This is a genomic window from Promineifilum sp. (SeqCode), assembly GCF_041918635.1.
Lineage (GTDB): Bacteria > Chloroflexota > Anaerolineae > Promineifilales > Promineifilaceae > Promineifilum.
On record NZ_JAYRVJ010000283.1, the window covers coordinates 1 to 13,460 of the forward strand.

The 13,460-nt window shown below is 65.9% G+C and carries 11 protein-coding genes; 1 reads left to right on the plus strand and 10 read right to left on the minus strand.

From position 1 onward, the window contains the following. From ACE3UY_RS09275 to abc-f, 9 genes are all read right to left on the minus strand, one after another. Window positions 1-1,173 (minus strand): sorbosone dehydrogenase family protein (locus tag ACE3UY_RS09275; RefSeq protein ID WP_374687260.1); only part of this gene is annotated, 1,173 nt, incomplete at its 3' end. Window positions 1,174-1,405: 232 nt separating this feature from the next. Beyond that, window positions 1,406-2,530: a citrate/2-methylcitrate synthase gene (locus ACE3UY_RS09280; RefSeq protein WP_374687261.1), complete on the minus strand. Its 1,125-nt coding sequence runs from the start codon at window positions 2,528-2,530 to the stop codon at window positions 1,406-1,408. A 58-nt stretch (window positions 2,531-2,588) separates the two neighbouring features. After that, entirely contained in the window at window positions 2,589-3,623 is a 1,035-nt protein-coding gene (rfbB, locus tag ACE3UY_RS09285; RefSeq protein WP_374687262.1) for a dTDP-glucose 4,6-dehydratase, read from the minus strand. A 114-nt stretch (window positions 3,624-3,737) separates the two neighbouring features. Further along, window positions 3,738-4,592 (minus strand): NAD(+) diphosphatase, encoded by an 855-nt coding sequence (nudC, locus tag ACE3UY_RS09290; RefSeq protein ID WP_374687263.1) that lies wholly within the window; start codon window positions 4,590-4,592, stop codon window positions 3,738-3,740. 9 nt (window positions 4,593-4,601) lie between these two features. Then, entirely contained in the window at window positions 4,602-5,603 is a 1,002-nt protein-coding gene (locus ACE3UY_RS09295) for a hypothetical protein (protein ID WP_374687264.1), read from the minus strand. Continuing rightward, on the minus strand, window positions 5,600-7,501 hold the full coding sequence (locus tag ACE3UY_RS09300; protein WP_374687265.1) for a VWA domain-containing protein: 1,902 nt from the start codon (window positions 7,499-7,501) through the stop codon (window positions 5,600-5,602). The genes ACE3UY_RS09295 and ACE3UY_RS09300 overlap by 4 nt, the downstream gene beginning before the upstream one ends. Window position 7,502: 1 nt before the next feature. Then, on the minus strand, window positions 7,503-8,507 hold the full coding sequence (locus ACE3UY_RS09305) for a DUF58 domain-containing protein (protein WP_374687266.1): 1,005 nt from the start codon (window positions 8,505-8,507) through the stop codon (window positions 7,503-7,505). Window positions 8,508-8,512: 5 nt separating this feature from the next. Beyond that, on the minus strand, window positions 8,513-9,502 hold the full coding sequence (locus ACE3UY_RS09310) for an AAA family ATPase (RefSeq protein ID WP_374687267.1): 990 nt from the start codon (window positions 9,500-9,502) through the stop codon (window positions 8,513-8,515). A gap of 45 nt (window positions 9,503-9,547) precedes the next feature. After that, window positions 9,548-11,188 (minus strand): ribosomal protection-like ABC-F family protein, encoded by a 1,641-nt coding sequence (gene abc-f / locus ACE3UY_RS09315; RefSeq protein WP_374687268.1) that lies wholly within the window; start codon window positions 11,186-11,188, stop codon window positions 9,548-9,550. A 374-nt stretch (window positions 11,189-11,562) separates the two neighbouring features. On the opposite strand from abc-f, the gene ACE3UY_RS09320 reads away from it, so the two are divergent. Then, complete coding sequence (locus ACE3UY_RS09320) at window positions 11,563-12,846, plus strand: ABC transporter substrate-binding protein (RefSeq protein WP_374687269.1); 1,284 nt, start codon at window positions 11,563-11,565, stop codon at window positions 12,844-12,846. 77 nt (window positions 12,847-12,923) lie between these two features. Here the strand turns inward: ACE3UY_RS09320 and ACE3UY_RS09325 are convergent. After that, window positions 12,924-13,460: hydrogenase 3 maturation endopeptidase HyCI (locus ACE3UY_RS09325; RefSeq protein ID WP_374687270.1), on the minus strand; the 537-nt coding region annotated here is incomplete at its 5' end.

Genomic DNA, 13,460 nt, shown 5'->3' on the forward strand with positions numbered 1-13,460 from the left:
GGCGACGAAGTAGTTGCCGGTCATCTCGGGCTGCGCCTGGCCGCGGTAGACGTAGCCGCCGGTGATGGAACAGCCCTGCGAGTGGTCGTACTCGAAGATAGGCAGCACCAGACCGGTCTGGTCGCACGTCTCCGCCTGGAAACAGTGCATGCCCTCCATGATCCGCCAGCCATAGTTCTCACCGCCGGCGCTGTCGGCCGGCTGGAAGTTCACTTCTTCCCACGTGGCCTGGCCCACGTCGGCGATGTACAGGTCGCCAGTCGCCCGGTCAAAGGAGAAGCGCCACGGATTGCGCAGGCCATAGGCCCAAATCTCTGGCAGGGCGTCGGTCGCGCCGGCGAAGGGGTTGTCGGGCGGGATGGCGTACCGATCGGCCTCGCTGTCTACATCGAGGCGCAGGATCTTGCCTAACAGCGTCGTCCGGCTCTGGCCGGCGTTGAGCGGGTCGTTGGCGCTGCCGCCGTCGCCCAGCCCGACGTAGAGGTAGCCATCCGGGCCGAAGGCCAGGATGCCGCCGTTGTGGTTGGGGTAGGGCTGATCGACAAAGAGGTACTCGACTTTGCTCTGCGGATCGGCCCGATCGGGATTGTCGGCCGAGACGGAGAAGCGCGAAATGTGAGTGTCGCCGTTCTTGTCGGTGTAATTGACGTAGAATTGCCCCTCTCCGGCCGCGCCGGCCGTGGCATAGTTGGGGTGGAAAGCCAGCCCCAACAACCCCTGTTCGCTGCTGTCCGAGCCGACGAGGTTCACGATGTCGAGGAACGGATCGGGCGCCAACACCCCGTCGCGCACGATGCGAACCCGGCCGACCTGCTCGACGACGAACAGCCGGTCGTCGAAAGCGTGGGTGATGACGGTCGGCTTCTGAAGCCCGGTGGCCAGGTACGATTCCACGGCCACACCCTCGATGGGGCTGAGCGGTGTGGCCGTGGCTGTCGGCGTGGCTGTCGGCGTCGCGGTGGGCGGCAGGGTCGGCGTGGCCGTGGGGGTGGCCTCCGCTTCGACGATAGGGATGTAGGTATTGGTAGCGTCGGGCAGGGTAGGTGTGGCGACGACCTCGGCCACGGATGGCTCGCTGCCCTGGCCGGCTTCGTTCTCGCCTGCGCCGCACGCGGCCAGCAGGAGCAGGATCAACATCGAGGCGATCAAAATGAGGAGGCGTTGTCTATGCATGTTCCAGATTATAGAAAAACTGGCCGGAAGCTCTTGCGCTCCCGGCCAGTTCTCATCACGCATTGATGAAGCGTCACCGATGACGCCGATTTCTAAGAGGCTCACGCAAAACTCGCAAAATGCGCCAAGAGCGCCAAGAGAACATATATCTTTGCGTTCTTAGCGATCTTGGCGGACTTTGCGTGAGCTTCTTAATCTGCGTAATCTGTGAAATCTGCGGATTCTTCCCTTCTTACCGCTCGGCCAGCGGCACGTAAGTCTGGTCGCGCTTGCCGACGTAGCCCTCCTTGGGACGGATGAGCCGGTTGTCGGCCAACTGCTCCAACACCTGCGAGCACCACCCGGCGACGCGGCTGATGGTGAACAGGCAAGTGAACTGGTCGATGGGCAGCCCCAGCGTGTACAGAACCACGGCCGAGTAGTAGTCCACGTTGGCGTACAGGTCGCGCTCGATGAAGTACTCGTCCTGGCGCGCCAGCGACTCGATCTCGGTGGCGATGTCGAACCAGTTGCCCGTGCCGCTACTGTGGGCCACCTTTTCGGCCAGGCCGCGCATGATGCGGGCGCGCGGGTCTTCGACCTTATAGATGCGGTGGCCAATACCCATGATGCGCTTACCGGTGGCGCGGGTCTCCTTGAACCAGTCGCCCACGTCGCCGTGCTGCGCGGCGTGGATGAACTGCTCCATCGCGCGCTGCGTCGCGCCACCATGCGCCGGGCCTTTGAGCGTGCCGATGGCGCTGACGATGGCCGAGTACACATCACTGCCCGTGCTGGTGGTGACGCGCGCGGCGAAGGTTGAGGCGTTAAAACCGTGGTCGGCCAGCATGACCAGGTAGGAATCGAGCGCAGCGACGGCTTCAGGCATGGGCTCTTTGCCGTCTAGCATGTAGAGGAAGTTCGCAGCCTGTCCCAAACCAACCCGCGGCGCAATAGGCTCCTTGCCGTTGCGGATCCGTTCCCAGGCGGCGACGATGGTCGGCATGACCGCCGTCAGCACCAGCGCCTTATCGCGGGCGCTATCCAGGCTGATGTCGTCGGCGCTGCGATCCAGCAGGCTCATGGCGCTGACCGCTGTGCGCAGGACGGCCATCGGCGTCGCCTCCCAGGGGAAGCGCCGCATGATGTGGTACAGGAGGTCAGGCAGCGCCCGCTTGGACTGGAGCGCGGCCTTGAACAACTCCAACTCGTGGGAGTTGGGCAGCTTGTCGTTCCACAGCAGATAGACCACCTCTTCAAAGGTGGCGTTCGGCCCCAGGTCCCGAATGTCGTAGCCGCGGTAGATCAACTCCCCTTTCTTCCCGTCCACGAAGCTTGATGAGGTCGTCATCACATCTTCTTTCTTGGTCTCGGACATGTCGATGTACTCCTGTTGTGACAACTGATCGTTAGTGCAAATCGTTCAAATCGGTTGCTTATGGCAAAGGCGCGGCCGTGCGCAGCCGCTCACCGTATTGGGCTTCGTAATACTCGCGAAACGCGCCGCTCTTGATCTTGCGCCACCACCATTCGTTGTCGCGGTACCAACGCGCCGTCTCGGCAATGGCCTCTTCCGGCGTGTGACCCGGCTCCCAGCCCAGGGCCATGATCTTGTGGATGTCGAGGCTGTAGCGGCGGTCGTGGCCTGGCCGGTCGGTGACGTGGCGGATGAGGCTGCGCGGCCGATCCAGCGCATCCAGCAGGATTTCAACCATGGCCAGGTTCTCTACTTCCACGCCGGTGCCGACGTTGTAGACCTCGCCCACTTGTCCGCGCCGCAGCACCAGGTCGATGGCTTCACAGTGGTCGCGGACGTGCTGATACTCGCGCATCTGGCGGCCGTCGCCGTAGACCGGCAGCGGCAGATGGTCAATGGCGTTGGTGGCGAAGAGCGGCACGACCTTCTCCGGGTATTGGTAGGGGCCGATGTTGTTCGAGCCGCGCGTGATGGTGATCGGCAGGCCGTAGGTCACGTGGTAGGCGTTGACCAGCAGATCGGCGCTGGCCTTGCTGGCGGCGTAGGGGCTGCGCGGATCGACCTTATCCTCTTCCCGGCTCGACCGGCCGGCCGGCACGTGGCCGTAGACCTCGTCGGTCGAAATCTGGTGATAGCGCTCCAGCCCGAAGGCGCGGGCGACTTCCAGCAGGACGTAGGTTCCGTAAACGCTGGTCTGGATGAACGCGTCCGGGTCCATGATGGAGCGGTCAACATGGGTTTCGGCGGCAAAGTTGACGATGGTGTCGATGGCATGGGCGCGCACGGCGGCCTCGACGTCGGCGCGGTCGCAAATGTCGCCGCGCACGAAGGTGTAGCGCGGATCGTCCTGAACCGGCAGCAGGTTGTCCAGATTGCCGGCATAGGTCAGCTTGTCATAGACGACAAGGCGACAGTCGTCATACCTGGACAGCATGTAATAGACGAAATTGGAGCCGATGAAGCCCGCCCCGCCGGTGACAAGTATATTTCTCAAGAACTCCCTCCGCTGAGAGTGTGCCGCGCCGCCCGTTGGGCCGGCAACGTTCCACAGTGGACTGCGCTGATTGTAGCCCATGCCGCCCGTCCGGTAAACAATAATGGCGCGACTTCAGGGGGCCGGCGCGACGCTCGCCAGCCAGCTCGTGATCAACTGGTTGGCGATGCTGGGCGGCGGCGGGATGTTGGGCAGGGCGTCGGCGGCAAACCAGTGCGCCTCGGCCAGTTCCACCGGATCGACCGCGATCTCGCCGCCGGCGTAGTCCGCTTCGAAGGCGATCATCAGCGAGTGGGGAAAGGGCCAGGGCTGGCTGCCGAAGTAGCGAATATTATCGACGCGCAGGCCGACCTCTTCGTAAATCTCGCGCCGCACGCACTCCTCCAGCGTCTCGCCCGGCTCCACAAACCCGGCCAGCACGCTGAACAGGCTGGTGGGGAAGCGCCGGGCGCGGGCCAGCAAGACCTGCGGCCCGTCCTCGCTCAGCCGCTGGACGCGCACGATGATGGCCGGGGCCAGGCGCGGGTAGTTGGTCAGCTCGCAGTGGGGGCAGCGCTTGGCCCGCTCCTGAATCTGGTTGGTGGTCGGCGAGCCGCAGCGTCCGCAGTACTGGTGTGTCCGATCCCAATCAACGATCTGCACCGCCCGCCCGGCCAGCCAGAAGATCGTCTCGTCCAGCAGCGGGAAGAGCGCGCGCAGATTCTCGAAGGACAGGCCCGGCCGCGGCGCGACTCCCTCGGCGATCTCGCCGCAGAAGCAGTGGGTCATTTCCGGCCCGTCTTCCAGATGGCCCAGGTAGTGCCAGCGTTCGACCGCCAGCCCCAGGTCGGCCGGCGTGGCGACACAGGGAATCTCGGCCCGCTCCGCATCCTTGGTGACCAGTAGCCGCGTCCCCTGGAACAGAAACCAGAGCGCCGGCGTAGCCGGCCCGGCCGGCGGTGTGACGGAGGAAATGAACACGCGCGGCATGGCGAAAGCCTAGGGGGGCGGGTAGCCCTCGGTCGTGGAGGTGGGAGGGATGGGGTAACCGGGGCCTTCGGTCGTGGCGGTCGGGATTTCCAATGTGGCCGTCTCGCTGCCGCTGAGCGTGGGCGAGGGTGTTGGGCTGGGGCCGGGGGTAACCGTCAGTGTGGGCGTGCCCGTGCCAGCGGGCGTTCCGAGTGTCCCAGTTGCGCCCACCGTAACCGTGGGTGAAGGTGTGCCGCTGACGGGGATCGTTGGCGTGCTGGTCATTGTCAGCCCGAAGGGCAGTGTGGGGGCGAGGGACGCCGTCGGCGGCAACGTCTCGGTCGCCGTCAAGGCGGTTGTGGCCGCCGGCGTTGGCAGCGCCAGGTCGAGCGGAGGCAGCGTGGGCTGCGGCGAGCCGGCCACCACCGTCAGCGACGAACCGCCCGCGCCGAACAGCGGGTTAGGCTCCAGAATCTGGTCGACCGCTAGATACCACAGTTCGTCGTCGGCCGGCTCCTTGCCGCAACCGAGTGGCCCCTGATAGACCCGCCAGATGCCGGCGATGGTCATCTCCGTGCCGTCGTCGAGCAACGGCAGCACGTTCTCGAAGCCAATGGCGTTGAGTTGTAGTTCTTCGTCCACCAGGCTCCAGCGCACGACGGGGCCGGCGAACGGGCGACAGTCAGGGACTTCCACCGGCGTGTAGACGCCGGAGACCTGGATGCGCCGGTCGCGGAAGGCCGCCGGATCGGCGTTGAGTTCGGCGAAGCCGATCAGTTCCGCCTCGCTCGTAATCTCGGCGGCCAACGGGGTGAAGGTAGGCAGGTTAGGGAACAGGCCCCGGTTGCCTGGGCTGGCCAGCGTGAGGGCCACCACCGCCAGCCCGCCCAGCAGCAACACGATCGCCAGAACAGCCAGCGCCGACTGGCGCGACAGGCCGGCGCGTGAGCCATCGCCCGACGCGATAGGGGTCGGAGTGGCCTGTACCGGGTCTGCGCCCGCGTCGGTCAACTGCTCGTCTGGCATATTCATCGAAACTTGAACCGCGGCCGGCCGGCGGCGCGCCGGTAGCTGACCCACCATTCGGCCAGCAAAAGGGCCAATCCGGCCAGCAACAGCCACGGCCACAACTCGCGGCGGCCGGCCGCCCCGGCGGCGTCGGGCGTCACTTCAACCTGTCCCACACGGATGCTTGCGGCGGGCTGAATGGCTGACTCCTCAGCGTCGAAGAAGTTGACGGCGAAGCGGCCGGCCGGCTGGGTCGCCCCCGCGGCGTCGCGGAAGGCGACGGTATAGATGCCGGGTTGTCGCGTGTCGGCGAAGCGCAGCGCGCCGCCCGCGCCGTCTATGGGCTGTTCCCAGATCGATCCGTCCGGTCGCGCGATGACCACCGCTTCGGCGCGCGCATCGGGGATTACAGTCACGGTCGCTCCCGGTTGGAGGGCCTCATCGGCCACGGCCCGTCCTGGACTCAGCCACGCGACAATGTTAGCCATAATGACCGGAAATGCAATCTGCAGGGGCAGGTCAGAGCGGCGCAGGTCGAACGTGAAGACAGCCACGCGTCGCCCGTCCGGCTCACCGGCCAGCAGCAGCGGGCCGCCCTCGGCCGCTACCAGCGTCTCCAACGCGGTTGTCTCCACACGCTGCGCCTCGGCGATGCTGACCGCGTGCCACGCTACGTTTTCCAGCAGCGGCGTGTCGGCCAGGCGCACGTTCACGGTGTCGGTGAAGCTGCCCGTCACTTGCAGCAGGGGCGCGGGCGAGGGCTGGGGGTTGAACACCAGCAAGTTGCCGGCCGGCAACGGCTCGGGCAGGGGGACGCTATCCAGGACGACCAGATCGAACGCCTCCGCCGTCGCGTCTCGCTCGAGAAACTCGGCCTCCGAGGCGCGAAACAGTTCATAGCCCGGTAAGACGGCGAAGAAACGCTCCAGAAAGAGGTTACCCTCGCCGACCAGCAGCACCCGCCGCGTCTGGCCGCTCTCCAACACCGTCCAGGCCTGGTTGTCCACGGCCAGATAGTCGCTCAGCCCGTCGGCCGGTTCCAGGCGCGTCTCGACCACGCCCGCGCCGGCCGGCGCGGGCCAGGTCAGGTTCTCGCGCCCGCCGGCGGTGACGGCGACGCGCCGCGAGTCGTAGAGCGCGCCGTCCACGTACAGGCTCACCAACCCTTGCCGCTCGGTTGGGCCGGGGTTGCTGATGGCGACCAGCAACTCCGCGCCGGCTGTCCCGTCGCTGGCGGCGCGCGCCGCCTGGGCGGCGATGGCCAGGTTGTCGCCGGCGCGGCCGACCGGCGCAAAACTCACCTCACCCGGCAGCGCGGGCAATGACTCCGGCAAGCCGCCGTCGGAAACAATGACGATGCGCGGATCGCTCAGTCCCTGGGTCGAGCCGGCGGTCAGAGCGAACGCCGCCGGCCAATCGGCCGGCCCATACTCCACCGCGGCTGAGGCCAGCGCGCGCCGCAGCAAGCCGCGGTCGTTGGAAGCCGCGGCCAGCACGGTCGGCGCGCGCCCAACCTGGATGAGTGTCAGCCGATCCCCGCCGCTCAGCCCGTTGATGAGGCGATCCACCTCGGCCACGGCCTCGGCGAAGCGCGTCGCGCCGCCGTCGCCGTCGGTGGCGCTCATCGAGGCCGAGGCGTCGAGCAGGACGATGGCCCCGCCGCCGATCGGCCCCGGCGCGCTCAGATAGGGGCGGGCCAGGGCCAGCACCAGCGCCGCCAGAATGAGCAGCTGCAGCAGGAGCAACAGATTGCGCCGCAAACGCTGCCACGGCGCGTTGGCCGCGCGGTCGCGCACCAACTCGCGCCATAGGAGCGCGCTGCTGATGGGTTGTTCCCGCCGCCGCAGCCGCAGCATGTAGAGCAGAATAATGGGCAGCGCCAGAGCCGCCAGGGCCAGCGCCGCCGGGGCGAGGAACGCCATCTCAGCGCACCACTCCCCGCCGCCGTAGCGTGTGCAGGATGAGCGCATCCCACGCCTGGTCGGTCGTCACGTCAATGTAGTGGATACCGCGCGGCCCGCAGAAGGCGCGAATGGCCTCCCGCCACGCTATCAGCCCGTTAAGGTACGCCTCGATGGTTGCCGGATCGAGGCTGACCTCGACCGTCTCGCCCGTTTCCACGTCCACCAGCTTCAGATCGCCGCTCAGCTCCGGCGCGACTTCATCCGGGCTGAGCAGATGGAGCAGGGCGATCTCGTAGCCGCGCGACTGGAGGGTGGTGAGGCCGTCGCGGGGGAGGGGGGGAAGAGCAGGGGGGCTGGGGGGCGGAGGAGCGGGGGAGAGTGTTGCCGGGGAAAGCAGGTCACTGATCAGAAAGAGCAGCCCCGGCCGGCGGGCGCGCAGGGCGTAGTGACGCAACGACAGGTCGAGCGCCGTCTTGCGCGCTCCCTCTCCCGCCGGGAGAGGGTCGGGGAGAGGGAACCCCCCGTAGCTGGCCTCTAGAAACTGGATCAACGGCCAGCCGTTTGACCGGCCGCGAAAAGGCCCCCACGTCCGCTGACCGGCGCTGTCGAACAGGGTCGTCAGTACCAAATCGCCCGATGTCAGCCCGACGTAGCCCAGCGCCCCGGCCAATTGCAGGGCGTAGCGCAGCTTGTTCTCGGCCGGGCGCTCCTTCCCCTCATCTCCCGATAAAAGGGAGGACGGCCAGTCCATGCTGGCGCTGGTGTCCACCAGGATGTGCACGGCCAGGTCTTCCTCTTCCTCAGTCAGCTTGATGAACGGCCGCTCCAGCCGGGCGAATACGTTCCAGTCCAGCCGCCGTAAGTCATCCCCCTGCGCATAGTCACGATAGTCGGCGAATTCGATGGACGCGCCCCGCTTACGGCTGCGCCGGTCGCCTTTCATCGCGCCGACGCGCACTGCGCCGGCCGCGAGGGTTAGCTGTTCCAGCTTGCGCAGGGTAGCTTCTTCAAACAGACGCATCATAGGAGCTAGGGGCCAGGGAGGATGGTGAGGAGATCGGTGATAATGGCGTCGGGGCTGATGGCGGCGGCCTGGCCCTCGAAGTTGAGGAGCAGGCGGTGACGCAGGGCAGCCGGGGCGACGGCGGCAATGTCGTCGAAGCTGACGTTATACCGGCCGTCGAACAGCGCCGTAACTTTCGCGCCCAGCACGATCGCCTGGCCGCCGCGTGGGCTGGCCCCATAGCGCACGTATTCGTTGACCAGGCGGCTGGCGCTTTGGCCAGGGTGGGTGGCGACGATGAGCCGGCTGACGTAGTCGGTGACGGCCGTGGGCACGGGGATCTGTCGGGCCACGGCCTGCATGGCGATGAGCTGCGCGCCGTCGGCCACCGGGCGCAAGGACGGTTCGGCCTCGCCCGTGGTGCGGTTGAGAATCTCGGTCAAATCGCCGGCCGAGGGAAAGGGCACGTTGACCTTGAACAGAAAGCGATCAAGCTGCGCCTCTGGCAGTGGGTACGTGCCTTCCTGCTCGATGGGGTTCTGGGTAGCCAGGACGAAGAAGGGCGCGGGCAGCGGGTAGGTGGTGTTGGCGACCGTCACCGTGCGCTCCTGCATCGCTTCCAGCAGCGCCGACTGCGTCTTGGGCGTGGCCCGGTTGATCTCGTCGGCCAGCACCAGGTTGGCGAAGACGGGGCCGCGCTGGAAGCGGAAGCCGCGGCGGCCGTCCTCGCGCTCCTCCATAATCTCCGTGCCGGTAATGTCGGCCGGCATGAGGTCCGGCGTGAACTGGATGCGGCTGAAGGCCAGATCGAGCGCCCGGCCCAGCGAGCGGATCAGCATCGTCTTGCCCAGACCGGGCACGCCCTCCAGCAGAAGGTGGCCGTTGCTCAGGATGCCAATCAACACATGACGGATAACGTCCTCTTGCCCGACGATGGCCTTGCCGATCTCGGCGCGGAGGGCGGCGGCTGTTTCGTGGAACGCCTCGGGGGTGAATGTTTCGATTGGATTGCTCATATTATCTGAGAGGCCGGGTCTCTATTGAGAAACCCAGCCCCCCGATTATACATCGTAGCCGCGTTCGTCCAGGTAGTCGGTATAGCCGCCCAGATATTCGGTCAACTGGCCATCGCGCAACTCCACAATGCGATCCACCGCGCGGTCGAGAAAGTAACGATCGTGAGAGATGACGAACACCGTGCCGACGAACTCGTCCAGCGTCTCTTCCAGCACCTCGATGGCCGGGATGTCGAGGTTGTTGGTGGGTTCATCCAGCAGCAGGAGATTCGGCCGCTGCAAGACGAGCCGGGCCAGTTGGAGCCGGCTGCGTTCCCCGCCGCTCAACTTGCCGATGGGCTGCGTCGTCTGGTCATAGCTGAACAGGAAGCGCAGCAGGAAGGCCACAGCCGCTTCGCGCGTCAGCGGCGCGGCGGCGCGAATGCAGGTGATCAGGTCTTGATTGGGATCGAGCGTCTCCTGTTCCTGCGCATAGTAACCAATTTGAATGCTGGGGCCGACCTTGACTTCGCCAGCCGTGGCGCTATCGGGGGCGAGCAACAGCTTGAACAGCGCCGACTTGCCCGCGCCGTTCGGCCCTACCAGACCGACCCGTTCACCGTGCCACAGGATCAGGTTGAGGTCGCCGAATAGCTCGTGGCCGTTGTCGAACGTGCGGCCCACGCCGGCCAGTTCCAGCACCTTGTTGCTGCCTCGCCAGCCGTTAAGCTCCAGCGTCATCCGCTTGGCTTCTGTCACCTTCTCGATCTTGTCCATCTTGGCCAGCATCTTCTGCCGGCTGCGCGCCTGGCGGATGTGGCGCTCGTTGACCACCAGCGAGGCCCACAACTGGAACCGGGCGATGGCCGCCTCGATGCGGGCGATATCCTTCTGTTGCGCGGCATACATCTGCTGCTGGCGCAGACGGCGAATCTGGCGCTCGGTGGCGTAGGCGGTGTAATTGCCGATGTAGAGCGTCAGCCGGCCGTTCTCCAACTCGGCGATGTGGGTCGCCACCTCATCCAGCAGATAGCGGTCGTGGGAGATGATGACCACCGTGCCGGGGTAGTCGCGGATGATGCCCTCCAGCGCCCGCTTGGCCGGTAAATCAAGGTGGTTGTCCGGCTCATCGAGCAGGAGGAGCGGCGGCTGTTGCACCAGCAGTTTGGCCAGCATGATCAGCTTCTTCTGCCCGCCGCTCAGGTGCTCCATTAGCGTTGACCAGCGCTCCGACCCCAGGCCCAGCGCGGTCAGCGTCTCCTTGACCCGGCTCTCATAGCGCGGGCCGCCCAGTTGCTCGAACTGGTGGAGCAGGCGATCCTGCGCCTTCAGCGCCTTGCGCAGCGCCGCCGGGTCGCCGTAGACTTCGGGCCGGCCCAGCCGGTCAGCCAGCGCGTCGAGTTGCTGCTCGATGTCGCCCAACTCCGGCAGCGCGGTCAGCGCCTCTTGCAGGACGGTACGCCCTTGCGGTAGGTGCGGTTCCTGCTCCAGCCGTCCCCAACTCAGCCCGGAGAGGCGGAAGACGCTCCCCGCGTCGGCCGTCAACTCCTGGGCAACGAGCTTCATGAGCGTCGATTTGCCCGCGCCGTTCGGCCCCACCAGGCCGATGCGCTGGCCGCGCTGAATCTCCCAGCTCAGGTCGGCGAAGATCGGCCGGCCGGCCAGGCTGACGCTGATGCGGTCGAGTTTCAAAATAATCTCCGCCATTAGTATGCCTCCTGCCCAGACCTGATAGGTCTAGCTTACAAACAAAAAAGCCGGGGTCTCTGCGCCCCGGCTTCGTGAATACAGTCAATCTTGCTACTTTACATAAAAATCATTCACCAGGCGCACCTCGAGAAGGCCGCCCCGTCGTGGAAGCAATGCGCTGCATCTGCAACAATTCATTGGTATAGCCACTGCTGAATGACATGAGTGCGAGTTTATCCTGTCGTCTGTCTGCAAGCAACTTTTACCAACGGTGCTATACTGGTCGAAAGTAACACCCCCAGATTTCACAGAGTACGCCGATCGCGATGCCTATCCGCCGTTCAATTCTCCTCCTTTTGCCCTTGCTGCTCTTACTAACCGCTTGTGACTACGTGGCGTCACGCCTGCCGGGCGGCGCGGCGACGCCATCGCCGGCGGCGACGGTTGTGGATGACTCCACGACCGACCCGGCGGCGACGCTCTTGCCCCAGGCGACGACTGAACAGGCGCAGCCGCCACAGCCGGCCCCGCCCGCGACGCTGCGCGTCTGGATTCCGCCGGAGATTGGGGCGCGCACTGAGGCCGGTTTCCGCGAGATGACCAGTCAGATTCGCGCCTTCGAAACGACCCACGACGATCTAAGCGTGATCGTTGAGCAGAAGCCTCTAGAGGGGCCGGGGGGCATCATCAACTATCTGCGCGCGGGTCGGACGGTCGCGCCCTCGGTCATGCCTGACCTCATCGCTGTATCGGGCCGGGTGCTGAGTGATCCCAACGCGCAGGACTTGTTCATGCCGCTTGATGACCTGGTCGATCCGGCGATTCTGGGCGACATCTATCCGGCGGCGGTGAGCCAGGTGGTCAGTGATGGCCGGCTGTATGGCTATCCCTTTGCCACGTCAGGGCTGACTCACCTGATAGTCCGGCCCTCGCTGATGACGGGTGACGACGTACCTCTTACCTGGACGCAATTCATCTCCGACACCAACCATAATATGGTGTTGCCAGCCGACAGCCGCGAAGGGGCGCTGTTTGGGCTTCAGTTCTACCTGGCCGTGGGCGGCGCGCTGGTCAACGATGCCGGCCAGCCCGACTTGCAGCCGGGGATGCTGGCCCAGGCGTTGACCCAGATCGGGCTGCGGCGAGATAACCTGCTCCAGAGCAGCCAGCTGAAAACGCTGGATGAGGCGTGGCAGTATCACCAATTGGGGCTGAGCCAGTCCATGTGGATGCAGGCTGACTTCCTGCTGAGCCAGCCAACGGAGCCGGTCGCGGCCGGCGCGACGCCCGACCAGGCGTACATGCCCGTGCCCGGCCCCGACGAGGCGCTTGTGCCACTAACCACGACGTGGGCGTGGGCCATCACCACCACCGACCAATCGCGCCAGGCATTGGCCGCCGAATTGGTGAGCTACCTCACTCGATCGGAGAACCTGACCAACTGGAGCAGCCGCAGCCAGGTGCTCCCGGCGCAGCGCAGTGCGGTGGAGGCGTTGGCGGTCGAGAACCCTTACTTTCGATTCGCCGATGGTGAGCTGCAACGGTCGGCCGGGATGCCCATCAGCGAGACGAGCCGGCTATTGGACGCGCTGGGGGATGCGGTGTTTCAGGTGTTGACGACCGATCGGTCGCCGGCGGTGATCGCGGAGGAAGCGGTGTTGGCGGCGAGGCAGTAGGGGCGGGTTTCAAACCCGCCCGTACGTGGTCAGTGCTCAGTAGATCAGTATTCAGTAGGTCGGTGGGCGGTCGTCCGTCAACTGTGGAAAAGGGTGGCGAGGGCGTCGGTTACGTCGGCGACGGCGCGGGCGACGGGGGAGGATAGGGCGCCGGTCATGTCGGTGGTGTGAGGCTGGATGCCGATGACGTAGACGGCCGCGCCGGTCTCGGCCGCAAGGTAGCCGCCAAGCATGGAGAGCGGCAAGGTATGCGTGCTGCCCCCTTGCCGGCTATCAGCCTGTGTGATGGGGAGCCAGACGATGGTTCCGGGGGGCGCGTCCACACGGGCGGCGTCAATGAACAGCACCACGTCGGGCCGGAAGCGAACCACCGGCCCGAGACAGTTTTCCGGCGCGTGGCCGGCGTCGATGATGAGCAGGGAGGGGGGAGACGGTTGCGCCGCTAGTCGTTGGGCGATAGCCTGAGCGACGACCGACCCCGCGCCATCGTCGCCGCGCAAGGTCTGGCCCACGCCGACGACGGCGAGGCGCGGTCGTGCGGTCGTCGGGCCACTAAGCGGATCAGGCGGGCTGAGCGTCCGGCTCAGCTCCTGCTTCCAGTGCAAGGCGCTCAA